Origin of the sequence: Polaribacter sejongensis, from assembly GCF_038024065.1 — a bacterium.
GTDB lineage: Bacteria > Bacteroidota > Bacteroidia > Flavobacteriales > Flavobacteriaceae > Polaribacter > Polaribacter sejongensis.
Genome location: NZ_CP150667.1, coordinates 1,440,925 through 1,463,499, shown reverse-complemented (window position 1 = coordinate 1,463,499; position 22,575 = coordinate 1,440,925). Strand labels below are relative to the sequence as shown.

Here is a 22,575-nt window from a genome sequence, read left to right as displayed (position 1 = left end):
ATTTAGTTTATTCTAATAAAAGAAGTATTTTTGTTGTTATGAATACAATACTTACCAGAAGTTGGCAACTTCTTTTACAATCAGAGTTTGATAAACCTTATTTTGAAGAATTAACAAATTTTGTAACATCAGAATATGAAAATTACCAATGTTTTCCGAAGCAAGAAGACATTTTTGCTGCGTTTAACTTTTGTTCTTTAGATGATTTAAAAGTGGTAATTATTGGTCAAGACCCTTATCATGATGAAGGACAGGCAAACGGATTGTGTTTTTCTGTAAAAGACGGAATGAAACAGCCACCTTCATTAAAAAATATTTTTAAAGAAATTGCAACAGATTTAGATCAAGAAATTCCACAAAGTGGGAATCTAGAAAAATGGGCAAAACAAGGTGTTTTATTATTAAATGCGACTTTAACGGTAAGAGCTCATGAAGCCGGAAGTCATCAAAAAAAAGGATGGGAAGACTTTACCGATGCTGTAATTAAAAGCATTTCTGAAGAAAAAGAAAGCATTGTTTTTTTACTTTGGGGTAAATTTGCAGAAAGTAAAACGAAATTAATAAATTTAGAAAAACATACTGTATTTACCGCTCCGCATCCGTCTCCTTTAGGCGCTTGGCGAGGTTGGTTTGGAAGCAAACATTTCTCTAAAACTAATGAGGTTTTAAAGAACTTAGATAAACCTACGATAGAATGGTAGGGAAAGCGGTTTGATTTTCATAAGGTAATAAAATAGCATCTAAAATATCTTCTGTAGTATCTGGGTAATCTACTGGGATAAAAATATCACTCTGAATCCATTTGGCTATTTTAAGAACTTGTTTTCTATTTAATTTTTTCAATACAGAAACCCCCATTTTTTTTAGAGCTAAAGCATTACATTGTTGTTCATATTGATTTTTCATAGGAATTACCATTAACTTTTTCTTTAAAAATAAAGCTTCAGAAGGTGTTTCGAAACCTGCTCCACAAAGAACTCCTGCAGAAGAAGCCATACTTTTTATAAAATCGAATTCGTTAATTGGGTAAATGGTAATGTTCTTTTTAAAGATTAAACGTTTATTTTCTTTAGAAAAAATATGCCATTTTATAATAGGTATTTTAGACAAGACGGCTACAATTTTAGCCACATTATAAGATGGTAAATAAACTGTTATATGCCCTTTGTTGCTTATTTTTTTAGCTCGAATACTTTTTCTTATAATCGGTGTAAAAGTAGCAGAACTATAAGGTTTAAAATGAAAACCAAACCGAAGACTTGCAGGTGCGTAGTGCTTTAAAATTAGTTTTTCTATTTTGTGTTTTCCATATTTTGGAGAAGCAATATCTAAAACCGCATTTTGGTGGCTTAAAGATACAATGCTTATGTTATTTAGCTTTGCGGCCCAAGCAGAAACAGGCTCAAAATCGTTTACTATTAAGTCGTACTTTTTTATGGGGAAGTTTTTAATTTCATTATAAAAACGAGACAATTTCATTTTTTTGTAGCTTTCCCAAAAGTCAATACCTCCTTTTTTCCCGAAAGTAAAATTTAAGCCATGAAGTTTATATTTTATATCGAAACCAATATCTAAATTATTCTCATTTCCACTAACTAAAATATCCAAATCTCCTTTCTCTTGAAGAATTGGTATAATTTCTTTAGCTCTTGTGATATGGCCGTTTCCTGTACCCTGAATTGCATATAATATTTTCATAATTAATTATTTTAAGGGTTTTTGAATATCAAATTCTTTCAGTAATTCTTCAAAAAGAAAATTGTTCTTTTCTTCTTTATTTGCATTCTTTAGCTCATTTTTACTAAGTTTCTTTTCAGTGTTTTGAGCTATTTCATCATTTGTGTATTCATATAAACTCCATTTTCGATTTTTGTATTCTAAAGCCGTTAAATTTTCGATCCAATCACCAGAGTTTAGGTAGGTAGTTTTTCCTTTTTGGTTTTCAATTTCTCTAATTTCTGGTTGATGAATATGTCCGCATATTACATAGTTATACTCATTTTCAATAGCAATGTCTGAAGCCGTTTTTTCAAAATTGTCAATAAACTTAACGGCGCTTTTTACACTGTTTTTTATCTTTTTAGAAAGTGATAGTTTTCCGTAACCAAAGAGTTTACTAATCCAATTTATAAAGGTGTTTATTAGAATTAGAAAATCGTATCCTTTTCCGCCTAATTTTGCTAACCATTTAGAATGTTTCATGGTGATATCAAAAACATCTCCATGAAAAATCCATGCTTTTTTATCATCAATATTTAAAACGACTTTGTTTAAAATTTTAAAGTTTCCTAGTTGAAAACCTTTAAATTTTCGAAGCATTTCATCATGGTTTCCAGTAATGTAATAAATGGTTGTTCCTTTAGAAAGGAGGGAAGTAATATGTTTAATTACATTCATATGAGACTTAGGAAAGTAACGTTTGTTAAATTGCCAGATGTCTATAATGTCACCGTTTAGTATTAATACTTTTGGCTGAATTGTTTTTAAGTAATTTAATAATTCTTTAGCTCTACAACCATAAGTACCTAAATGTACGTCTGAAATTACAACATAATCTAACTTTCTTTTTTTTTGTTTTTTCATTTTGTTTCATAAAAAGAAAAAGAATTGTTTCTTGAGTAAACAAGTTTATGAAGAAAATGATTTTCTAAATATATGTAAACAATTATCTTGTTTCTAAGTTCTTTCAAACATAAAAAGAGAATGTATTGTAAACGTAAAATAAAAATGAAAAAAAGGTAAGATAAACTTTATGAAAAAGTTTACGAATAGTTAGCTTACTATTAAGAGGTATAGCGGTTTAGAGCAAAAAAAATCCGCAGTAAACGCGGATTCATTGAATTTGAAATTAAGAAACAATTAGATTTTAAGTTAAATCTACTTGCTTTAAGGTTGTTTGAATAGTTGTGGTGTTATCTGCTAAACCGCAAGATTTTGAGGTACTTCTACAAGAAGAAAAACAAAGGATTCCTAAAATACAAACTGCAATAAATACTACTTTTTTCATAGATAATGGTTTTTCGTGCTAAATGTACATATTTTTTATGAAATTGCTCGAATTTTTCTTCTCTTCAATAACGTTAAACTGAACCATTTTATTTTGTATGCGTGTAATTTTATTTTTAGAAATAGGTTTTCCGTCATTCCATTCGGTAATTTTTAACCATTGCTGGATGTCTTCTAATTGCTGCTCGTACCTTGCTGCCAGAATTTTATCAATAGCATCAATTTTTTTAAAGTCTTTTGTTTTGCCATTAATAATGTCTAAAACTTTTTTAACTTCTTCAAAATTATTTTCTAAAACTTCATCTCTAACTGCAATTACAAAACAAGGCCAAGGAGTAGGGCAATCGTCAATTAATCTAAAAGTACCATTGTCTACTAAAGGTTTTGTGGTAAAATGTTCCCACATAAAATAGTCTGCTTCTCCGTTGGTTAAAGCATCAATTCCGCCTTGTAAATTACCTATTACTTTAAACTTTAAATTGGCTATATCCCAACCTTGGTTGTGAGCATTTACAATAGCCATTAAATGCGAACCTGAACCAAAACGACTAATGGCAATGGTTGCGTGCTCTAAATCTTCAATGTTTTTAAAAGATGATTTTGAGCCTACATGAATTCCCCAAATTAATGGAGATTTTACAAATGTCTGTACAATTTTAGAAGGGTTTCCGTCTGCAATATCTTTAATAATTCCTTCGGTTAAAACAATAGCAATATCTACATCACCAGCACGTAAAGCTTTACACATGGCACCTGTTCCGCCAGGGAAATCTTGCCAACGTAGATTGATGTTGTGTTTTTTGTATTCTTTATTTTTTAAGGTTAAATACCAAGGATAATTAAAATGCTCTGGAACTCCGCCAATTGTAAGGTTTGTCATCTACTCAATTAATTTTTCAAGTGTATATTCTATTAAATCGGCAACTACTTTTCCTGGGTTTTTGCTAAAAGATCCATTGGCTCTATTGGCAATAATTGCGTTTATAGAACAAGCTTTGTGACCTAAAAGTTTAGATAAACCATAAATAGCTGAGGTTTCCATTTCTAAATTGGTTATTCTATGTTGGTTAAAACTAAAACTATCAATCTTATGGTTTAGTTCATTGTCTTGTATCGCTAAACGTAAAATTCTACCTTGAGGCCCATAAAAACCTCCGGCAGTAGCTGTGATTCCTTGGTGTGTTTTATCAGATTTTAATCTGTTTTCTAATTCTTTACTATTTTCAATAACAATAGGATATGATTTTTTAGCACTCCAATTGGTATGTTTTACAAAAGCATCTTCAATTTCTGGATTAGAAATGGGATCAATTTGATAGGAGTGAAGCAATCCGTTTAAATCTAATCCGTGAGAACCAATTACAAAAGAATCTACCGGAATATCGTCATGCAAAGAACCTGAAGTTCCTATTCTTACAATATTTAAAGAAGTTAAATTTTCTTTTGGTTTTCTAGTTTCTAAATTGATATTAACAAGTGCATCCAATTCATTTAAAACAATATCTATATTATCTGGACCGATTCCGGTAGAAATAACTGAAAATTGTTTGTTCTTGTAAGTACCTGTTGTTGTTTTAAATTCGCGTTTTTGAGTAGTAAACTCGATAGAATCAAAATGTTTAGTGATTTTATCGACTCTATCTTGATCGCCAACAAAAATTATATTTGTGGCAATATGTTCTGGTCTTAAATTTAGATGATAAATACTTCCATCCGGATTTAAGATAAGTTCAGATTGTTTTATAGACATTTAAGATGTAATTTGTAATAGTTTTTCTGATTGATGATTGTAAAGAAAACTATATTTTTTTGCTCCACCAAGATACGAATTATCATTGCGAAGTTCGCCATAAAAATTTAGCTGGTTTTCTAGTACTTTTTTTCCTTTTCTAGATAATTTTACTGGATCGAAAGAGGTAAATAATTTTTGAAGTTGCTCTATATGATGTTCGTACTGTAAATCTCCCAAACCATAAACAGTTTGTGTTTTTAGCAATTGATGTACTAACTGGTCTTTAGATGAAAATTGTTGTGTGTTTGCAGTTTCTATAATAGTGTTTTCAACTTTATTTAGTCCATTTTTAATGGAAGGAAATCTTTGTAAATGCGCTTCTAAAGCTTCTACTAAATAAGTGAAAGGAGACATTGGGTTAAATTTATAAACAGTTTCTAACCTAAGTGGACTGTCTGAGCAGTATAGTTGCCAAATATAGTCTGCGTATTCAATATCATCTTGAGTTAAATCTATTCTGTTTTTATAATGTTGCTGAATTTGATTTTCAGTAAGCTCAGATAAACTCTTTGGTTTCTTATTTCCTTTTATTTTACCACTAGTTACTAAAGAAATATGATAGCCACTTCTATAGGTTTTTAACCAACTAATAACAGCAATCATGTTAATTTGACAGAACAAATCGTGATCAAACCATAAGACTATTTCTTTAGATTCCTTTTTACTACAAAGGGTTCTATATTCTTTTAAAGTAAAGTCTATAAATTTCCTTTTGCTAATATTGTAGGAAGTTTTTAAAAAGTCGAACCTGTTTTTCCAGAAAGTTTCACTTCCTACATCTACAGTCGTTTTTCCTTCACATAACATTTCTCTCCAAGTAATAAAACTTCCGGAGAAATTAAGTTTTTTCAGATAGTTTGTAGTACTATCTCCATTTGTAATATGTAGTATAGACGAGTTCATAATTTATTAATAACGTTTACAGTAATTATTTATTGTAAGAGTACTAAATTTTATCCACCAACTCGCTTCACTTTAAAGCCTTTATCTTTTAGCATGGTCATTATTTGATCTCTAAAATCACCTTGAATAATAATTTTATCATCTTTAAAACTACCGCCAACAGATAGTTTGGTTTTAATCTCTTTTGCAAGTTTCTTAAAGTCTGATGTTGCACCTGTATAGCCTTCTAAAATTGTAATTGGCTTTCCTTTACGTTTTTCGTATTTGCAAATAATCGGATCATCTTGTAACCAAATATCCGATTTTTCTTTTACAGGTTCTACAGTTTCCTTATGCTCTGGAAATAAATTTTTTAATTGATCTTTAAAATCCATTTTTTATCAGTTTACAGTTCTCAGTAGCAGTTTTCAGTTAACTTGTTACTGCCAACTGCTACTGTAAACTGATTACTTTTTAAGTCCTAATTCTCTTAATCTTTCGTCTAAAAATTCACCAGCAGTGATATCTTCAAATTGTTTTGGGTTGTTTTCATCGATACAATTTTCTAAAACATCTAATTTCATATCAGAAACGGGATGCATAAAAAACGGAATTGAATATCTTGATGTTCCCCACATTTCTTTTGGTGGATTCACCACTCTGTGAATGGTAGATTTTAATTTGTTATTACTATGACGAGATAACATATCTCCAACATTTATCATTAATTCGTCTGGTGCTGCCATAGCATCAATCCAATCTCCTTTATGGTTTTGGACTTGTAACCCTTTACCTTGTGCCCCCATTAATAAGGTAATTAAATTAATATCTCCGTGGGCTGCAGCTCTTTCTGCTCCTTTAGGTTCTGTTTGTATTGGTGGGTAATGTATTGGGCGTAGAATACTATTTCCATCTTTAATATAATTATCAAAGTAGGTTTCTTCTAAGCCTAAATGCAAGGCCAAAGAACGTAACACGTACTTTGCCGTTTTTTCTAACATTTGATACGTTTCTTTACCAACGGCATTAAAGTTAGCCAATTCATTAACAGTAACGTTTTCTGGATATTCTTTAGCGTATTTAGAAGCCGCGTCTACATACTGACCAAAATGCCAAAATTCTTTTAAATCGCCTTCTTTTTTTCCTTTCGCAGATTCTTTTCCGAAAGAAACATAACCACGTTGACCTCCAATTCCTGGAATTTCATATTTTTCTTTGGTTTCTACTGGTAAATCAAAAAAGTTTTTAATTTCTGTATATAAGCTTTCTACTAATTTGTCATCTAAAAAATGACCTTTTAAAGCTACAAAACCTATGTTTTCGTAAGCATGACCAATTTCATCTATAAATTGTTGTTTTTTGCTTTTATCCGAAGATAAAAAGTCTGCTAAATTTACACTAGGAATTTTATTCATGATATTTTGTTTAAAAAAAATAAGGTTGATAAAGTTACTAAAAAATACTAAGTTGTAATAAAATTACTTTTTCTTAAAAGGAATTAAGTAGGTAAGTGTGTAGTTAAATCCGAAACCTGTACCACTATCAAATACTCTATTAAAGCCGGGTGCGTAAAGAGTTTCAAAATTATCTGGTTCTTTTACACTTATAGAAATCTTATAAGAACCGCTAAAAGAAACGAAGAAATTATTAAAGGTTTCTACTTTTAAACCTATTATAAACTCTGTCCAATGTACATTTAAATCTGTAGCTGACACAGATGAGGTTATTTCATCTGCAGGGAAATATACTGAATTAACGTTGGGTGTGTAAGTGTTTAAAGTTTGATCGAAAAGACTAAAACCATAACGAGCTCCTATAAAGATTTCATTGTTCATGTCTAACCAATTTTGGTAGACATTATAGTTAACACCAAGTCTTAAATAACTTCCTTTTACAGTCGAGTTTGTATAGTCTTCAGTAGTTGTTTCTTCTTCGTAACCAACTTCTGCAGCAAGGTATAAGTTTTTTTTAATTCTATAATCTCCTACAATTTCTAATCCAGAGTAAGAACTATTAAATTGTGCCAAAATGGGTTTGCTTATGTCTACACCAACTCTTAATCCATATTTAGATTTATAGACAATAGAATCTTTTTCAGCATTTATAAGTGTGTCTTTTTTCTGTTCTTGAGATTGCCCATTAACAAAAACAAAAAGGAAACAGATGCTAATGAAATATTTGTACATGTGCTGTGTTTTGATTGTCTAGTGTTGTTAATGTTGATGGTGTAAATTCTTTTATCCAAGTATTATCAGAATAAAAAGTAACATCATTAAAGGTAATTTTATATCCACAAGAACGAGATACATATTCTTCTTTTGGAGTATAAGTTATGGTAAAAGTATCTACATCTGTTCCGTTAGAAAGTTTATAAACAGTTTCTGTTGTTAAACTATTTAAAGGAATATAAATAGAGTCTAAACTAGTACCATTAAAATCTGCGATGGTATCTTTTCCTTCTGCCCAAACATATAAAGTACTCACATCTTTTGTAGATTCCTTATTCGTGTCATCATAAAAACGCAATACCAAATTAGGAGTAACAGGGTTTTGCAAACAGAAATCATCTTTAGTACATGAGGTGTTTATAAGCAAACCAATTACTAAAACAACTGTTATTTTATAGATCCTATTCTTCAACTTCTACAATTTTATTGATGGCTTTAGCCAATTTAAAATCTAATTTGGTGACACCATCAACATCATGTGTTGTTAACTTAATATCTAAAGTATTATAGTTGTTTGTCCATTCTGGATGATGATTTAAAGCTTCACATTCAAATGCAATTCTATTCATTGCAGACATACAATCTTTAAAGTTATCGAACTCAAAATCTGTATGCAAAGCATCGTCATAATAATCCCAATCATGTAATTTTTCTAATTTTCTATTGATTTCGAAGTCTGTTAATTTTTTCATTTTTTTAGCTTTAACTTTAAAGTATCAATATATAATGATTCCTTTTAATATTAGTTGTACGTTTTAATAAAATTATCTTAAATCTTATAAATCGTTCTTAGTAGAAGTTTTTATAAGAATTTATAAATGTTATTTCTTCTCAAATAAAACCACTGTTTCAATATGACTTGTATGCGGAAATTGATCTACCAAACTAATCTTTTTAATAAAATAACCAGCTTCTGCTAACAACTCTGTATCTCTAGCTTGAGTTGCCGGGTTACAAGAAACATATACCATTCTATCTGCATTTAGATTGATGATTTTTTGTAATGTTTTAGGCGCAATTCCTGCCCTAGCAGGATCTAAAATAATGGTCTTTATTTTATCTTTATATTCTGGATGTGCAACTAAGAATTTACCAACATCTGCTGCATAAAATTTTAATCCATCAATATTATTTCTTTTGGCATTTTTTTCTGCATCTTCAATTGCAGAAGCTACAATATCTACACCAACAATTTTTGCGTTTTCACTTTTAGAAGCTACAATTTGCCCTATGGTTCCTGTTCCGCAGAATAAATCCATTACCACAGTATTGTCTACCTTGGTTTTGTCTTCTAAAACATATTCAACAACTTTAGAGTATAATTTTTCTGCACATTTAGGATTCGTTTGAAAAAAGCTTTTCATGCTGATTTCAAAATTCAAACCTAATAATTCTTCTACAATTTTATCTTTACCATACACTAAATCTAAACTACCGGCTGTTGCAATGGTTCTGTCACCAGTTTCATCATTAATAGTATGTAATAAACCAGCTAAACGATCACCAAAAATATCTTTTAGAAAAGAAGCAAATTTCTGTAAATCGAAATTCTCTAATTCTGGAGAAGTAGTTACTAAATTACATAACAACTCATCTGTTTTAAAAGATTTTCTTACCACAAAATAACGGAAGAAACCTGTCTTTTTTGGACCATGCCAAGGTTCTAAACCAGTGTCTATACAATATTGACGAATGTTTTTTAGATTGTCTTCTAGTTGTTTATCAAACAAACCAGAATCTTTTTCTAGATTATCTCCCATCCACCAAACACCACGTCTTTTAAAACCTAATGTAAACTCATCTTTATCTCTTTTTGTAACTCTATCATATCCAATAGCAGAAAAACCATATTCCATTTTATTTCTATAATGAAATACGTTTGGAGAGGTTACAAATTCATCAAATAGATCTTCGATATTAGCTACTTTTCCTATTTTTTTAAATAAAGTTAAAGTGCTTTCTTTTTTATATTGATGTTGTAAATCTATAGGTAATTGTATGTAAGGTGCACCAGGAATGTCTTGATAAGGAACTTCTACTTCATCTTCAGATGGTTCTAAAACGTCTATCAACTTCGCTTCTGCATAGTTTTTACTAGACTTACTTATTTGTGCTTTTACTAATTGACCAGGCAAGGTATTCGGAACAAAAATAACAAAACTACCTTCTTCAGACTGGATTCTTGCAATCCCTTTTCCGCCAAAAGCGTAATCTTCAATTTTTAATTCTAAAACTTGATTCTTCTTTACAAATTTATTTCGTTCTCTACGTGGCATTCTTAATTGTTTATGTAGTGCAAAATTAGGGAAAATATAGTTTGATGAAACAAAAAAGGCCACTCATTTGAGTAGCCTTTTTATTAAAGTAAGATTATATTTAGTTTCCAGCTTCTTTTTGTGCTTCTTGAATCATTTGTTCATTGGCAACAATAGCAAACTCTACACGTCTGTTTTGGCTTCTTCCTTCTGCAGTTTCGTTTGTTGCAATAGGGTCATTAACACCTAAACCTTTGGTTTCAAATCTTGCATTTTCAAGACCTTTAGTGGTTAAGTACTCTTTTACAGAATTTGCTCTTTTAGCAGATAAGGTTTGGTTGTATTCAACACTACCAGTACTATCTGTGTAACCATAAATAACAATATTAGTGTTTTCGTAACTATTAAAAATAGGAACTAATTTTTCTAAGTTTGCTTGTGCACTTGCAGATAATGTTGCCTTATTAGTATCAAATCTAACGGCATTTTCACCTAAAGTTAACATAATACCTTCCCCAACTCTTTCTACTTCTGCTCCAGGTATTGCTTCTTCTATTTCACGAGCTTGTTTGTCCATTTTATTACCAATTACACCACCGGTAACACCTCCAATTACACCACCTAAAACAGCGCCTAATTCAGAATTTTTACCGTTTCCAACATTGTTTCCAATTACGGCACCTAAAATAGCACCTGCTGCAGTACCAATACCGGCACCTTTTTGTGTGTTGTTTGCATTTTTAACAGCTTCACAAGAGGTAAGCATGCTTGCTGTTATAAATAATACTGATAAACTATAAATTATTGATTTTTTCATTGTGTTTCTTTTTTAATTATTTTCTTTGAAAAGAGTAAGTAATATCTTTTGTTTGTCCTGCAACGTTAATTTGGTCTACCAATTGGAAGCTTGATTCTGTTACATTTATAATATCTAAAACAAAACCGTTATTTACTTCTTTTGCTTTGTAGTCGTTAATGATTTTTAAAACAAATTTTCCATCTTTATTTAGGTACCAAGTTATTGGAGAGCTAAATTCTTTACAAGAAGTACTTAGGCTAGTAAGTGCCATTTCTCCTTTATTGTTATTAGAAACAAAACTCCAGTCACTACCAACAAAACATTTAGAGTCTGCTATGTAAAAAGAAGTTACATTTAAAAAGTCTGATCCAGGAAAGTCAACAGCAGTCATTGTAAAATTTCCTTTTAAAATACGTTCGGTTTTATTGTCTAATTTGGTACTAACTGCAGAGGTAGATTTACATGCAATAGCTACTGAAATAAATAAAACAATACATAAAAATTTTTTCATAAGTAATATAGATTAGTTTTTTGCAAAGTTAAGAATACTAGTTAGCATATTATTTATTTTTATATGCTATAATTTAAGACACGTTTTTATAAAGATAGTCACTTTTATTGACATAATATTTGAGTTTTTTCTACAATTCATTTTAAATAAAATCTATTTTGTTATTTAATGTTGATTTTGTTGAGGTTATAAATAGAAAATATCATTTTTAAACTTTATTTTTTTTAGCATTTTTCTGTAACAAATTTATTTTTAATTCGTCTTATTTCTGTAACCAACCAAATATAAAAATGAGTTTTATAAGAGTATTACTTGCTATTTTCTTTCCGCCACTTTCTGTGATAGATAAAGGTTGTGGTTCTTTCTTTATTATTTTTTTACTAACGCTTTGCGGATGGATTCCTGGAGTAATCGGAGCTTTAGTTATTTTAAATAATCCGAAGAATTAATTTAAATAGAGTTGTTTTTGGTCAATTTTATAATTTTTAGAGACAATAGACAATCTGTGCCTTTTTTAAAAGAAATCCTATATTTAAGATTATTTTATGTGATTTTTTTAAATTCCTTAAACCTTAAACCTTAAACCACTAATTAACTTGCTCTCCGTTTTTTATCTCTTTAGAGGCTTGTAATAAAACGACATCTCCTGCTGTATTATAAACACCTATCACCAAACATTCACTCATAAAGTTGGCAATTTGTCTAGGTTTAAAATTTACAACTACAGCAACTTGTTTGTTTAGTAAATCTTCTTTTGTATATAAATCTGTTATTTGCGCACTAGACTTTTTAATGCCCAATGCGCCGAAATCAATTTTTAGTTGATAGGCAGGTTTTCTTGCTTTAGGAAAATCATTTACTTCAATAATAGTTCCTATTCTAATATCAACTTTTAAAAAATCTTCAAAGGTAATTTCTTCTTTCATTCTTTATTTTTTCTTTCCTAATTTTTGTATTACCCATAAAGGACCAATCAATAAAAATTCTAAATCTTTTAAGAATGATGGTTTAGCACCTTCTACTTTATGTCCATAAAACTGCCCGATCCAAGCTAAAACAAAAATAATTAAAGAAGCGAAAAGCAAGTTTACTTGATTACCGAGCCAAAAATTAGCTGCAATTGCTATAAAAATTATCAAAGACATTTCTATAAAATACCAAAAGCCTAAACGCAGATAAAAAATAGAAATAACAAGCCCAACTATTACAGCCCAATTTTCTATTAAAGGATTGGATAAGTTTAATGTGTTTTCTAAAAATGTGGTTGGTATACTCATGAGTAAACCAATAACACTAAAAAAAATTAAAGGAACACAAATATAATGTATCGCTTGGTTTGTTTCGTTTTGATGACTAACTGCATACTCATCAAAATATTCTTTAGCTGTTTTCATAAGTCGTTTTTATTTCCAGCCTTCACGAATCATCAATTCTTCTATGTGTGCAAAATGGTGTTTACTGTGCCAAGCATATATACAAATGTTTTCTTTTAAACTAACTTCTACATTTCCTGAAGGATGAATAAATGTTTTGTTTAACTGTGTATCCGTCAATTTACGTAAGAAATACACCCATTTAGAATGTAATGCTTTTAAAGCATCAATTGATAAAAATACAGGGTCAGATTTAGAATCTTCTAATTCTGCCCAACGTTCTTCATAATAGGCTTTAATAACAGGTTTGTCTTCTGTTAAAGCCCATTTAAAACGCGTATATGAATTATGATGACTGTCATAACAATGATGTATTACTTGTCTAATTGTCCAACCGCCCTCACGGTAAGGTGTGTCTAATTGTTTGTCAGATAGGTCTTTGGTTAGGAATTCTAGTTCTTGAGGAAATCTTTCCAAAATAGAAATCCAATCTTCAATATTTTTATTTGTGATGTTTTTAGGAATATTTGTTTTTCCTATCGGATATTTTAGTTCTTCTAGTGTCATTTATTTCTTTGTTATTTTCTTTAAAAAACGTTCAGAATTTCTGTTTTCTGGGTTAATAGCTAACGCTTTTTTAAAGTTGATAATTGCATTGACAGTATCTTTTTTCAAAAAATAAGCTTCTGCCATGCTATCAAAAACGTTTGATTTATTTGGGTATAAGATAGCGTTTATTTTAAAAATCTCTAAAGCTGAATCAAAATCTTCTTTTTTAATATACTTATAACCTAATCTATTTAAGGTTCCTTGACTTATAATTGGGTTTAATGAATCTTTTTGTTGAATCATTTTAAAAGCATCCAACGCTTTATCAAATTGTTGAGCTTCAAAATATTCATGAGGCGTTTTTTCTCCATTCTTTAATTTTCGGAAGTCGTATTTTATTCCTTTATGTTCTCTTTTTTCTGCTAATTGAATATGCATTTGTGGGCGACTCACAAAAAGTATTTTTTCATTTAACTCTTTCATGTAAAAAGCAGTATCATTAACTTTTAGCAATTCAAGATCAGTTCTTCCACGCCATTTTGCGTACAATTTTTGTTCTTTAAAATAGATTTCTATGACTTCATTGTCATTAAATAAATAACGTCCTTGTGTAGTTGAAATAAATTCTTCTGAGTTTTTTCGTGAGGTACAGCTTGTAAATAAAACAAGTAAAAATATTAAAGATAGAAGTTTTTTCATAACGAGTTTGGTAGTTAGGTTCTCTTTTTAGACGACTAATTTAAAGGATTTGTTACATGTTTTATTGAAATATTTGGTATTGATGAAGATTAAACGCTTTAAAATAGCCAAGTTTAAAAACAATTTACTTTTTAATCATTTATTATTTTGAATGTTATTTCACCAATTTACTAAACTCTATAATCTTATTAATGGTTTTATTTGGGTCGTTCTTTCTCCAATTGATAAACAAGTCTATTTCTTCATTTAGTTCAATAAATCGTATGTTTTTGTATTTAGAAAATTGATATGAATACGGCAGAATAGAAATGCCAAGTCCTCTAGAAACAAGGTTTAAAATCATGCCACCAAAATCTGATTCTATGATAGTTTTGGGTTCAAAATTATTTTTCTCAAAAAAGGTTCTTAAAAGGGAAGCGAAAAAAGTGGTCTGATGCAAGCCTGCAATAATAAATTTTTCGTTTTTTAACTCGTTAATGTTGTTTAATGAAGCTTCGGTTAACCAATGATTTTCGGGAACTACAACACAAATTGGTTCAGAATTTAGTTTTAAGGAATCTATGTTTATATGATTTATTTTATCTCTACTAAAAGCAATATCAGTGTCGTAATTTAGTAATAATGTTTCGTGACTCTCGTCTGTGGGCTCAATCAATTCTAATTTTAAATCTGGTAGATTAGAACTGATAACTTCTAAAAAATTAGGAAGAAATTTAAAGGCAATAGAACCAGGATAACTGATAGAAACAAAACCTAAAGTACCTTCATCAATCTTTTTTGCTTGTCGGTGTACTTGGTCCAGTTCTTTTATCATTGTAGACCAATGATCTCTTAAAAAAGTACCTGCATCTGTTAACTTTACGTTTCTTTTATCTCTTTCAAATAGTTGAATACCCATTTCACTTTCAAGTGCCTGAATTTGTCTACTTAAAGAAGATTGAGAAATATAGACCTTTTCTGCTGTTTTCCAAAAATGGAGTTCGCTAGCAAGGGTTAGAAAATATTTTATTTGTTGAGTTGTCATGTTTAATGCGTTTTTTGCATTAATCAATCAAAAATAAGTATTTTTATAGAGGTTGCAAAATAGTTCCTTTGTATTCAGTTTTATTTTAATATAAGAATATCATGGGAATAGAAAATTTTATAGCTTTTATGTTGAGTGCATTGTTTTTTGTAATCACTCCAGGCATCGATACCGTTTTTGTTTTAAATAAATCTATTGGTCAGGGAAGAAAATCTGGAATACATGCTGCTTTGGGTATTAATGCAGGAGTATTAACACATACCTTTTTAGGTGCTTTGGGATTATCTGTGTTGATTTCTAAATCGGAATTGGCTTTTGATGTGATAAAATATGTTGGTTTTCTGTACTTGGTGTATGTTGGTTTTTTAAAGCTTAAAAACCGTAAAAAAATAATGGATTTTGGTGATGAGAATAAGCCTCGAAAAAAAGGGAAAAGCGATTTTTGGTCAGGATTTCTAACCAATACGTTAAACCCGAAAGTTGCATTATTCTTTTTAGCCTTCTTTCCACAGTTTATCAACCCTCTGGAAATAGAAAATCCAGTGCCTTTTCTTTTATTAGGTTTTACATTTGCGCTTATTGGTACAGTTTGGTATTTAGGATTGTCTTTTTTTGCGAGTCTTTTTTCTCAAAAGCTACAGAGTAATCCTAGTTTTAATGTCTGGCTAAATAAAATTAGTGGGTTTATTTTTATTTTGATGGCATTTTCGATTATACTAAGCTAAAGCTATCTGTTTTTTTGTTGTTTTTTTTGATTTATGAGCGTTCAATTTTTTACATTTACAAGATCGTTTTAAATTGGTTTTACTTTTAAAACGTTGAAAATATTTATAATTTGAGTCTCAATTTTTCCTTAATAATTCCAGTTTACAATCGTCCTAATGAAATAGAGGAGTTGTTAGAAAGTCTTACAAAACAAGATTTTTCTAGTGATTTTGAAATTTTAATTATAGAAGATGGTTCTACGGAAAAAAGTGAAATGATTGTTGAGAAATATAAGTCTCAGCTTCATTTAAAATACTTTTTTAAAGAAAACAGTGGAGCAGGGGCTAGCCGTAATTTTGGAATGCAAAAAGCTTCAGGAAATTATTTTATCATTTTAGATTCTGATGTTATTGTACCAGCACAGTATTTATCCGAAGTAAAAAAAGCGTTAGAAACAAATTATACAGATGCTTTTGGAGGACCAGATGCAGCACATAAAAGTTTTACATCGTTACAAAAAGCGATTAACTACTCCATGACTTCTGTGTTGACTACTGGCGGAATTAGAGGGAAAAAACAAGCTGTTGGTAAGTTTCAACCAAGAAGCTTTAATCTTGGTTTGTCTAAGAAAGCATTTGAACAAACACATGGTTTTTCTAAAATGAAAAACGGAGAAGACATCGATTTAACTTTTCGACTTTGGGAAAACGGTTGTGAAACACAGTTGATAGAAAAAGCATTTGTCTACCATAAAAGAAGAAGTACAATTCAGCAATTTTTTAAACAGACTTTTGGTTTCGGAACTGCAAGACCAATTCTGAATAAAAAATATCCAGAAACAGCAAAACCGACCTATTGGTTTCCTTCTTTGTTTATTATTGGAATTGATGCAAGTATTATTTTAGCAATCTTTGGCTACAATCAATTGCTCTATTTTTACGGATTTTATTTTTTGCTAATATTCCTTGATTCTTTAGTGCAGAATAAGAACTTGTATGTGGCGTTTTTAAGTATGTTTACTTCTTTAACCCAGTTTTTAGGATATGGATTAGGGTTTTTAGAATCGAAATTTTATCCGAATAAAAATAAATAATTACCTAAAAAACTCCTTTGATTTTTCCCAATACACATCCATTTCAGTTAAAGACATATCAGCAAGATCTTTGCCTTCTTTTTTAGCTTCTTGCTCTAAAAACTGAAAACGATTGATAAATTTTTTGTTGGTTTTTTCTAAAGCATTTTCTGGGTTTACACCAATAAAACGAGCGTAGTTAATCATAGAAAATAAGACATCACCAAATTCCTTTTCGGTATTTTCTTGGTTTCCTGCTTTTACTTCTTCGTTTAGTTCTGTTAGTTCTTCTTGTACTTTTTCCCAAACTTGTTCGGGTTTTTCCCAATCGAAACCAACACCTTTTACTTTTTCTTGAATTCTACTTGCTTTTACAACGGCAGGTAAACTTTTAGGAACACCTTCTAGAACAGATTTGTTTCCTTCTTTTAATTTTAATTGTTCCCAATTACGTTTTACTTCTTCTTCCGTTTCGGCAACAACATCTCCGTAAATATGAGGGTGTCTGTGTATTAATTTGTCGCATATAGCATTAGCTACATCGGCAATATCAAAAGCCTTTTTTTCACTTCCAATTTTAGCATAAAAGACGATGTGCAGAAGCACATCGCCTAATTCTTTTTTAATTTCTTGTAAGTCATTATCTAGAATAGCATCGGCCAATTCATACGTTTCTTCAATAGTAAGATGACGTAAACTTTCTAAAGTTTGTTTTTTATCCCACGGACACTTCTCGCGAAGATCATCCATAATGTCTAACAATCTATTAAAAGCGGCTAATTGTTCTTTTCTGCTATTCAAAACGATGTTTTATTAAAATGTCATTTCGAAATGAGTTGATAAACGATTGAGAAATCTAAAAGAAATCCCTCCTCATTCTTCGTTCGGAAGGACAATTATTATATTATTTAATGCTTAATACTACAAACAAGCTAACTGAAAACTGAGACTGAAAACTGAGACTGAAAACTGTTTACTCCTTTTTCAGTTTCTATGTTGTATATTATGTGAAACCTATTGTAAACCTAAATATAATTATGAGATTTCTCAATCGCTTAAAAAAGCTCATCTCGAAATGACATTCGTTATATTATTTGGTTTTTAATACTTAATACCACAAACAAGCTCACTGAAAACTGTGACCGTGACTGAATACTGTCTACTCTTTTTCAGTTTCTTCAGCAGCAACTTCTTCTACTTTAGGAAATTCCATACCTGCTTTTACTAACATATTAAACCACTGAATTACTTTTTTGATGTTAGAAGCATATACTCTTTCTTCATCATAACCAGGTAAAACCTCAGAGAAAAAAGCGGTTAAATTTTTACTGCTTTCTTTATGAGATAACGCTTCTTTACCTTCTGTTTTTTCATACATAGAAGTAAAAATGTTTAATAAAGGTACATCTTCTTCATAGGTGTAAATTGCTATGTTTTCTAATAGGCTAACGTTTTGAGCAGCATTAATTGCTACACGTTTTTTTTCTACTAAAGATTCTGCGATTACTGCATTTTTAGATTGTGAGATTACTTGAAATAATCCAGGTTTACCAGTTACGGCAATAATTTTGTTAAATTCCATTTTTGTATATTTTATTAGATGTCATTTCCAAAACAGGCAAACGTTTTCTTAAATCAAAAACAAAAGCTTGTGACTGAACTAGAAAAAGACATGGTTTTTTGTTATTTACCTTTTTTAGCATTTGGGAAACGCATTCTGTAATCTGCATTAATTTTTCCCTTAGAAATATTTTCTAATTTCTTTTTAATCAACCTCTTTTTAAGGGAAGAAAGTTTGTCTGTAAACAAGACTCCATCTATATGGTCGTATTCATGTTGAAAAACCCTTGCTGCTAAACCGTCTAAAGTTTCTGTATGAGTTTTAAAATCTTCATCTTGATATTCAATAGTAATTTCTGGCTGACGAAAAACGTCTTCTCTAACATCAGGAATGCTTAAACACCCTTCGTTAAAAGCCCATTCGTCACCTTCTTCCTTTAGTATTTTAGCATTTATAAATACTTTATTAAAATCCTTTAAAGCTGCTCTATCCTTTTCAGATAAATCTTCATCTTCAGCAAAAGGAGAAGCGTCAATAACAAATAAACGGATTGCTTTACCAATCTGAGGAGCTGCCAAACCAACACCAGAAGCATTGTACATGGTTTCTTTCATATTAGAAATCAATTTTTCTAAATTAGGATAATCTGCATCAATTTCTACGGACATTTTTCGTAAAACAGGATCTCCGTAAGCTACAACTGGTAATATCATTTCTTTATTTTTAAGATTGGCAAAAATACAATTTACAATTACGAATTACGAATTTTTTGAAATTGGATTTTAATTTTTTTTGAAGTTTTATTTTTTAAACAGTTTTGTCTTTGATCTAATAAGATAAAAACATCTAAAAAGAACCTATTGTTTAAAAGTGAGTTTCTCATTCTTCGGATGAAAAAACTAAATTGTAAAAGTTGCTAAATTAATAGAATAACATTAAGAAATAATCTAACAACTTTGCGTTTTATTACTTACTATATAAATAAGACTGTAAAATAATGGTAGCACTAATTTCATCAACCAAAGCTTTGTTTCTACGTTGTTTTTTATTTAAGCCACCATCAATCATTGTTTGAAAAGCCATTTTAGAAGTAAAACGTTCATCAATTCTTAACAACGGAATTTGAGGTATTTGGTTTTCTAGTTTTTTTAGAAATGGAAGTATTAAAACTTCACTTTCACTATCTGTATTATTCATCTGTTTCGGTTTTCCTACCAGAAAAAGATCTACTTTATTTTCAGAAATATATTTTTTCAGAAAAGGAATTAAATCATCGGTGTTCACCGTTGTTAAACCAGAGGCAATAATTTGTAGTTCATCTGTAACTGCAATACCTGTTCTTTTTTTACCAAAATCGATGGCGAGAATTTTACCCAAATTAAATGTTTTTTGCAAAAATAAAAGTTATAATATAATAACTACTGTTTAATTGAAATATTATCAATTAGTTAACGTTTTTTTTAACTATTGAATAATTGTATTTTAAACAAGATGTAATAATCTGTTTAAAAAACGTATATTCGTCCACGTTTTTGTGGATAGATTTATATTTGCGCAAATATACATATTACAATGAAAGAAATTAGAGAAATCATAGAGTCAGCTTGGGAAAACCGCGAGTTGTTAAAAGAAGAAAATACAATTAACACAATTAGAAAAGTTGTTGATTTATTAGATAAAGGAGAATTAAGAGTTGCTGAACCAACAACTGATGGTTGGCAAGTAAATGAATGGGTTAAGAAAGCAGTAGTTTTATATTTCCCTATTCAGAAAATGGAAACTTTAGAAGCTGGTATTTTCGAGTACCACGATAAAATGCCTTTAAAAACAGATTACGCAGCGCAGGGAGTTCGTGTAGTTCCTGGAGCGTCTGCTCGTAAAGGATCTTATCTTTCACCAGGTACTATTTTAATGCCAAGTTATGTAAATATTGGTGCGTATGTAGATGAAGGTACCATGGTAGATACTTGGGCTACGGTGGGGTCTTGTGCACAAATTGGTAAAAACGTTCACCTTTCTGGTGGAGTAGGTATTGGTGGTGTTTTAGAGCCATTACAAGCTGCACCCGTAATTATAGAAGACGGAGTTTTTGTTGGTTCTAGATGTATTGTTGTAGAAGGTGTAAGAGTAGAAAAAGAAGCAGTTTTAGGTGCAAATGTTGTATTAACAATGAGTACTAAAATTATTGATGTTACTGGTGATGTACCTGTAGAAACTAAAGGAGTTGTTCCTGCTCGTTCTGTAGTGATTCCTGGTAGTTATACAAAGAAATTTCCAGCAGGAGAATTCAATGTGCCATGTGCTTTAATTATAGGAAAGAGAAAAGAAAGTACCAATAAAAAGACTTCTTTAAACGATGCGCTACGTGAATATGATGTAGCCGTTTAAGAATTAGGTTACTATGACAAAAATCACAGCAATTATACCTACATTAAATGAAGAAATTCATATTGCTGATGCTATTAAATCAGTAAGTTTTGCAGATGAAATTATTGTTATAGATTCTTATAGTACAGATAAAACTTTAGAAATAGCTGAAAAGCTACATGTAAAAATCATCAAGCGAAAGTTTGATGATTTTTCTTCTCAAAAGAACTTTGCAATTGATCAAGCCACACATAACTGGATTTATATTTTAGATGCAGATGAAAGAGTTACGCCAGAAGTAGAAAAAGAAATTTTAGAAGCGGTTAAAAATCCGAATGGTTTTGTCGGTTTTTATGTAAGAAGAACTTTCTATTTTTGCGAAAAAAAAGTGAATTATTCCGGTTTTCAGAGAGATAAAGTAATTCGTTTATTTTTAAAAGAACATTGCAATTATAAAGGAGTTGTTCATGAAAGAATTGCAGCAAATGGAAAAATTGGTTTTTTTAAACATAAAATAGACCATTTTTCATATAGAAATTATGATCATTATATTTCTAAAATGAATCATTATGCAGCAATTAGAGCCAAAGAATTACATGAAAGAGGAGTTAAAGTGAATATTTATCATGTAATGATAAAGCCCTCTGCAAGGTTTTTTATTCATTATTTTATCCGCCTTGGGTTTCTAGATGGTTTTACGGGTTTTTTAGTTGCAAAAATACAAGCTTATGGTGTGTTAACTAGATATGTTAAGTTATGGTTATTAAATAATAAGAAGCATTTAAATGGAAGAATCTAAAGAAATTGTTATAGATGCTGTTATTACTTGGGTAGATGGAAATGATCCTGTACATAAAGCTAAAATGTCAAACTATTTAAGTGATAAGAGTACTGGAAGCAATACATCTTTTAGAACACTTTTTGATCAAGTAAATGAAATTGAATTTTGTGTAAAGTCCATTTTAAAGTACGCTAAATTTGTACGAAATATATTTATTGTTACAGATAATCAAACACCCGGTTTTTTAAAAGATAAAGAGAAAGCAAAAGAAAACTTTCCCAATGTATTTATAGTAGATCATAAAACTATTTTTAAAGGAAATGAACAATATTTACCTACGTTTAATTCACTTTCAATAGAAACGTTGCTGTTTAAAGTGCCTGATTTAGCAGAGCATTTTATTTATTTTAACGATGATTTCTTTTTAATTAATGAAACAACACCTAATGATTTTTTCATAAATGGATTGCCAGTATTAAGAGGGAAATGGATGCCTCATAATAAAAACATAGTAAAGAATAGAATATTTAGTAATAAAAAGGAAAAGTATACCGTTTTATACAGAAAGGCGAAAGATACGTCATCAAAAATTTTAGGGTTTGATAAGAGTTTTAATATTCATCATTCACCACATCCAATAAGAAAATCTACTTTAGTTGATTTTTTTAAAAAAAATGAAGCTATTTTATTACAAAATATTAAATTTAAATTTAGACATGAAGATCAATATATTTTACAGTCTTTAGCCAATCATATAGAACTTAAAAATAACACTTGCATTCAAGAAAAGAAGTTAGCAATTGTTTATATGAAATCATACACTTTCTTTAAAACGTTTAAAAAGTTTACAAGAGCTAAGTATAACAAAAATTACCTCTTTATGTGTTTGCAAAATTTAGATCAATGTGATGCTAAAAAATTAGTTTTTATTAAAAAGTGGCTTCATAAAAAATATAATTAATTTATAGTTA

At 29.9% G+C, this 22,575-nt stretch carries 30 protein-coding genes; 7 read left to right on the top strand and 23 right to left on the bottom strand.

The annotated features are described in order from the left end of the window. Nucleotides 1-38: 38 nt before the first annotated feature. The gene (locus tag WHD08_RS06180) at nt 39-701 is read left to right on the top strand and encodes a uracil-DNA glycosylase (protein ID WP_208888833.1); all 663 of its coding nucleotides are present in this window, start codon (nt 39-41) and stop codon (nt 699-701) included. Here the strand turns inward: WHD08_RS06180 and WHD08_RS06175 are convergent. The 14 genes from WHD08_RS06175 to WHD08_RS06110 form a co-directional block, all read right to left on the bottom strand. Next, nucleotides 685-1,698, bottom strand: coding sequence for a glycosyltransferase family protein (locus WHD08_RS06175; RefSeq protein ID WP_208888834.1), 1,014 nt, complete (start codon nt 1,696-1,698; stop codon nt 685-687). The genes WHD08_RS06180 and WHD08_RS06175 overlap by 17 nt on opposite strands. Before the next feature lie 6 nt (nt 1,699-1,704). Next, nucleotides 1,705-2,583: a UDP-2,3-diacylglucosamine diphosphatase gene (locus WHD08_RS06170; protein ID WP_208888835.1), complete on the bottom strand. Its 879-nt coding sequence runs from the start codon at nt 2,581-2,583 to the stop codon at nt 1,705-1,707. Nucleotides 2,584-2,866: 283 nt separating this feature from the next. After that, nucleotides 2,867-3,007, bottom strand: a complete 141-nt coding sequence (locus tag WHD08_RS06165; protein WP_157603647.1) for a hypothetical protein — start codon at nt 3,005-3,007, stop codon at nt 2,867-2,869. An 18-nt stretch (nt 3,008-3,025) separates the two neighbouring features. Next, nucleotides 3,026-3,886 (bottom strand): substrate-binding domain-containing protein, encoded by an 861-nt coding sequence (locus WHD08_RS06160; protein WP_208888836.1) that lies wholly within the window; start codon nt 3,884-3,886, stop codon nt 3,026-3,028. Continuing rightward, nucleotides 3,887-4,756 (bottom strand): nucleoside phosphorylase, encoded by an 870-nt coding sequence (locus tag WHD08_RS06155; protein ID WP_208888837.1) that lies wholly within the window; start codon nt 4,754-4,756, stop codon nt 3,887-3,889. Continuing rightward, complete coding sequence (locus WHD08_RS06150; RefSeq protein ID WP_208888838.1) at nt 4,757-5,701, bottom strand: DUF1835 domain-containing protein; 945 nt, start codon at nt 5,699-5,701, stop codon at nt 4,757-4,759. Nucleotides 5,702-5,751: 50 nt separating this feature from the next. Then, nucleotides 5,752-6,075 carry a translation initiation factor gene (locus WHD08_RS06145; protein ID WP_165730137.1) on the bottom strand — a complete coding sequence of 108 codons (324 nt, stop codon included), beginning with the start codon at nt 6,073-6,075 and terminating at the stop codon, nt 5,752-5,754. A 72-nt stretch (nt 6,076-6,147) separates the two neighbouring features. Further along, nucleotides 6,148-7,095 (bottom strand): isopenicillin N synthase family dioxygenase, encoded by a 948-nt coding sequence (locus tag WHD08_RS06140; protein ID WP_208888839.1) that lies wholly within the window; start codon nt 7,093-7,095, stop codon nt 6,148-6,150. A 63-nt stretch (nt 7,096-7,158) separates the two neighbouring features. Further along, nucleotides 7,159-7,866, bottom strand: a complete 708-nt coding sequence (locus tag WHD08_RS06135) for a DUF6048 family protein (RefSeq protein ID WP_208888840.1) — start codon at nt 7,864-7,866, stop codon at nt 7,159-7,161. Continuing rightward, the gene (locus WHD08_RS06130) at nt 7,847-8,320 is read right to left on the bottom strand and encodes a DUF6452 family protein (RefSeq protein WP_244183233.1); all 474 of its coding nucleotides are present in this window, start codon (nt 8,318-8,320) and stop codon (nt 7,847-7,849) included. The genes WHD08_RS06135 and WHD08_RS06130 overlap by 20 nt, the downstream gene beginning before the upstream one ends. Further along, the gene (locus WHD08_RS06125; RefSeq protein ID WP_208888841.1) at nt 8,310-8,600 is read right to left on the bottom strand and encodes a 4a-hydroxytetrahydrobiopterin dehydratase; all 291 of its coding nucleotides are present in this window, start codon (nt 8,598-8,600) and stop codon (nt 8,310-8,312) included. Before WHD08_RS06125 ends, WHD08_RS06130 begins: the two co-directional genes overlap by 11 nt. Nucleotides 8,601-8,729: 129 nt before the next feature. After that, entirely contained in the window at nt 8,730-10,184 is a 1,455-nt protein-coding gene (rlmD, locus tag WHD08_RS06120) for a 23S rRNA (uracil(1939)-C(5))-methyltransferase RlmD (RefSeq protein ID WP_208888842.1), read from the bottom strand. A gap of 100 nt (nt 10,185-10,284) precedes the next feature. Then, on the bottom strand, nt 10,285-10,980 hold the full coding sequence (locus WHD08_RS06115; protein WP_165730145.1) for an OmpA family protein: 696 nt from the start codon (nt 10,978-10,980) through the stop codon (nt 10,285-10,287). 16 nt (nt 10,981-10,996) lie between these two features. Beyond that, nucleotides 10,997-11,473 carry a lipocalin family protein gene (locus tag WHD08_RS06110; RefSeq protein WP_165730147.1) on the bottom strand — a complete coding sequence of 159 codons (477 nt, stop codon included), beginning with the start codon at nt 11,471-11,473 and terminating at the stop codon, nt 10,997-10,999. Between the two features lie 290 nt (nt 11,474-11,763). Between WHD08_RS06110 and WHD08_RS06105 the strand changes: the two genes are divergently transcribed. Further along, nucleotides 11,764-11,922: a YqaE/Pmp3 family membrane protein gene (locus WHD08_RS06105; RefSeq protein ID WP_082864245.1), complete on the top strand. Its 159-nt coding sequence runs from the start codon at nt 11,764-11,766 to the stop codon at nt 11,920-11,922. Nucleotides 11,923-12,060: 138 nt separating this feature from the next. On the opposite strand, the gene WHD08_RS06100 is transcribed toward WHD08_RS06105, so the two are convergent. The 5 genes from WHD08_RS06100 to WHD08_RS06080 form a co-directional block, all read right to left on the bottom strand. Further along, nucleotides 12,061-12,399: a tRNA-binding protein gene (locus WHD08_RS06100; protein ID WP_208888843.1), complete on the bottom strand. Its 339-nt coding sequence runs from the start codon at nt 12,397-12,399 to the stop codon at nt 12,061-12,063. A gap of 3 nt (nt 12,400-12,402) precedes the next feature. Then, nucleotides 12,403-12,867 (bottom strand): DUF962 domain-containing protein, encoded by a 465-nt coding sequence (locus WHD08_RS06095; RefSeq protein ID WP_165730150.1) that lies wholly within the window; start codon nt 12,865-12,867, stop codon nt 12,403-12,405. A 9-nt stretch (nt 12,868-12,876) separates the two neighbouring features. Continuing rightward, a complete protein-coding gene (locus tag WHD08_RS06090; protein WP_208888844.1) occupies nt 12,877-13,413 on the bottom strand; it encodes a YfiT family bacillithiol transferase in 537 nt (178 codons plus the stop codon). Then, complete coding sequence (locus WHD08_RS06085) at nt 13,414-14,094, bottom strand: tetratricopeptide repeat protein (RefSeq protein ID WP_208888845.1); 681 nt, start codon at nt 14,092-14,094, stop codon at nt 13,414-13,416. It lies immediately after the preceding gene. A 154-nt stretch (nt 14,095-14,248) separates the two neighbouring features. Continuing rightward, entirely contained in the window at nt 14,249-15,118 is an 870-nt protein-coding gene (locus WHD08_RS06080) for a LysR substrate-binding domain-containing protein (protein ID WP_208888846.1), read from the bottom strand. A gap of 101 nt (nt 15,119-15,219) precedes the next feature. On the opposite strand from WHD08_RS06080, the gene WHD08_RS06075 reads away from it, so the two are divergent. Both WHD08_RS06075 and WHD08_RS06070 read left to right on the top strand, forming a co-directional pair. Next, a complete protein-coding gene (locus tag WHD08_RS06075; protein WP_208888847.1) occupies nt 15,220-15,843 on the top strand; it encodes a LysE family translocator in 624 nt (207 codons plus the stop codon). Between the two features lie 110 nt (nt 15,844-15,953). Further along, nucleotides 15,954-16,916: a glycosyltransferase gene (locus tag WHD08_RS06070; RefSeq protein WP_208888848.1), complete on the top strand. Its 963-nt coding sequence runs from the start codon at nt 15,954-15,956 to the stop codon at nt 16,914-16,916. Here the strand turns inward: WHD08_RS06070 and mazG are convergent, their stop codons facing one another. The 4 genes from mazG to ruvX all read right to left on the bottom strand — a co-directional run bounded on the left by mazG (nt 16,917) and on the right by ruvX (nt 19,833). After that, nucleotides 16,917-17,696, bottom strand: a complete 780-nt coding sequence (gene mazG / locus WHD08_RS06065; RefSeq protein WP_208888849.1) for a nucleoside triphosphate pyrophosphohydrolase — start codon at nt 17,694-17,696, stop codon at nt 16,917-16,919. Between the two features lie 358 nt (nt 17,697-18,054). Then, entirely contained in the window at nt 18,055-18,477 is a 423-nt protein-coding gene (locus tag WHD08_RS06060; protein WP_165730163.1) for a DUF5606 domain-containing protein, read from the bottom strand. Between the two features lie 101 nt (nt 18,478-18,578). Then, nucleotides 18,579-19,169, bottom strand: coding sequence for a peptide deformylase (gene def / locus WHD08_RS06055; RefSeq protein ID WP_165730165.1), 591 nt, complete (start codon nt 19,167-19,169; stop codon nt 18,579-18,581). A gap of 253 nt (nt 19,170-19,422) precedes the next feature. Further along, nucleotides 19,423-19,833 carry a Holliday junction resolvase RuvX gene (gene ruvX / locus WHD08_RS06050; RefSeq protein ID WP_165730167.1) on the bottom strand — a complete coding sequence of 137 codons (411 nt, stop codon included), beginning with the start codon at nt 19,831-19,833 and terminating at the stop codon, nt 19,423-19,425. 195 nt (nt 19,834-20,028) lie between these two features. Between ruvX and WHD08_RS06045 the strand changes: the two genes are divergently transcribed. Genes WHD08_RS06045 through WHD08_RS06035 form a run of 3 tightly spaced genes read left to right on the top strand, consistent with a single transcriptional unit; the run spans nt 20,029 to nt 22,565 of the window. Next, entirely contained in the window at nt 20,029-20,844 is an 816-nt protein-coding gene (locus tag WHD08_RS06045) for a 2,3,4,5-tetrahydropyridine-2,6-dicarboxylate N-succinyltransferase (protein WP_165730169.1), read from the top strand. A 13-nt stretch (nt 20,845-20,857) separates the two neighbouring features. Next, nucleotides 20,858-21,622, top strand: a complete 765-nt coding sequence (locus tag WHD08_RS06040) for a glycosyltransferase family 2 protein (protein WP_208888850.1) — start codon at nt 20,858-20,860, stop codon at nt 21,620-21,622. Then, on the top strand, nt 21,609-22,565 hold the full coding sequence (locus WHD08_RS06035) for a Stealth CR1 domain-containing protein (RefSeq protein WP_208888851.1): 957 nt from the start codon (nt 21,609-21,611) through the stop codon (nt 22,563-22,565). The genes WHD08_RS06040 and WHD08_RS06035 overlap by 14 nt, the downstream gene beginning before the upstream one ends. The last annotated feature ends 10 nt before the right edge of the window (nt 22,566-22,575 follow it).

Coding starts and splice junctions, on each gene's coding strand:
- WHD08_RS06125 (WP_208888841.1), bottom strand. CDS start 8,600: ATGAAAAAATTAACAGACTTCGAAATCAATAGAAAATTAGAAAAATTA.
- WHD08_RS06040 (WP_208888850.1), top strand. CDS start 20,858: ATGACAAAAATCACAGCAATTATACCTACATTAAATGAAGAAATTCAT.
- WHD08_RS06100 (WP_208888843.1), bottom strand. CDS start 12,399: ATGAAAGAAGAAATTACCTTTGAAGATTTTTTAAAAGTTGATATTAGA.
- WHD08_RS06090 (WP_208888844.1), bottom strand. CDS start 13,413: ATGACACTAGAAGAACTAAAATATCCGATAGGAAAAACAAATATTCCT.
- def (WP_165730165.1), bottom strand. CDS start 19,169: ATGATATTACCAGTTGTAGCTTACGGAGATCCTGTTTTACGAAAAATG.
- WHD08_RS06170 (WP_208888835.1), bottom strand. CDS start 2,583: ATGAAAAAACAAAAAAAAAGAAAGTTAGATTATGTTGTAATTTCAGAC.
- WHD08_RS06175 (WP_208888834.1), bottom strand. CDS start 1,698: ATGAAAATATTATATGCAATTCAGGGTACAGGAAACGGCCATATCACA.
- WHD08_RS06140 (WP_208888839.1), bottom strand. CDS start 7,095: ATGAATAAAATTCCTAGTGTAAATTTAGCAGACTTTTTATCTTCGGAT.
- WHD08_RS06145 (WP_165730137.1), bottom strand. CDS start 6,075: ATGGATTTTAAAGATCAATTAAAAAATTTATTTCCAGAGCATAAGGAA.
- WHD08_RS06180 (WP_208888833.1), top strand. CDS start 39: ATGAATACAATACTTACCAGAAGTTGGCAACTTCTTTTACAATCAGAG.
- WHD08_RS06060 (WP_165730163.1), bottom strand. CDS start 18,477: ATGGAATTTAACAAAATTATTGCCGTAACTGGTAAACCTGGATTATTT.
- WHD08_RS06075 (WP_208888847.1), top strand. CDS start 15,220: ATGGGAATAGAAAATTTTATAGCTTTTATGTTGAGTGCATTGTTTTTT.
- WHD08_RS06155 (WP_208888837.1), bottom strand. CDS start 4,756: ATGTCTATAAAACAATCTGAACTTATCTTAAATCCGGATGGAAGTATT.
- WHD08_RS06085 (WP_208888845.1), bottom strand. CDS start 14,094: ATGAAAAAACTTCTATCTTTAATATTTTTACTTGTTTTATTTACAAGC.
- WHD08_RS06115 (WP_165730145.1), bottom strand. CDS start 10,980: ATGAAAAAATCAATAATTTATAGTTTATCAGTATTATTTATAACAGCA.
- WHD08_RS06165 (WP_157603647.1), bottom strand. CDS start 3,007: ATGAAAAAAGTAGTATTTATTGCAGTTTGTATTTTAGGAATCCTTTGT.
- WHD08_RS06105 (WP_082864245.1), top strand. CDS start 11,764: ATGAGTTTTATAAGAGTATTACTTGCTATTTTCTTTCCGCCACTTTCT.
- WHD08_RS06135 (WP_208888840.1), bottom strand. CDS start 7,866: ATGTACAAATATTTCATTAGCATCTGTTTCCTTTTTGTTTTTGTTAAT.
- WHD08_RS06160 (WP_208888836.1), bottom strand. CDS start 3,886: ATGACAAACCTTACAATTGGCGGAGTTCCAGAGCATTTTAATTATCCT.
- WHD08_RS06150 (WP_208888838.1), bottom strand. CDS start 5,701: ATGAACTCGTCTATACTACATATTACAAATGGAGATAGTACTACAAAC.
- WHD08_RS06110 (WP_165730147.1), bottom strand. CDS start 11,473: ATGAAAAAATTTTTATGTATTGTTTTATTTATTTCAGTAGCTATTGCA.
- WHD08_RS06095 (WP_165730150.1), bottom strand. CDS start 12,867: ATGAAAACAGCTAAAGAATATTTTGATGAGTATGCAGTTAGTCATCAA.
- WHD08_RS06035 (WP_208888851.1), top strand. CDS start 21,609: ATGGAAGAATCTAAAGAAATTGTTATAGATGCTGTTATTACTTGGGTA.
- WHD08_RS06045 (WP_165730169.1), top strand. CDS start 20,029: ATGAAAGAAATTAGAGAAATCATAGAGTCAGCTTGGGAAAACCGCGAG.
- rlmD (WP_208888842.1), bottom strand. CDS start 10,184: ATGCCACGTAGAGAACGAAATAAATTTGTAAAGAAGAATCAAGTTTTA.
- WHD08_RS06080 (WP_208888846.1), bottom strand. CDS start 15,118: ATGACAACTCAACAAATAAAATATTTTCTAACCCTTGCTAGCGAACTC.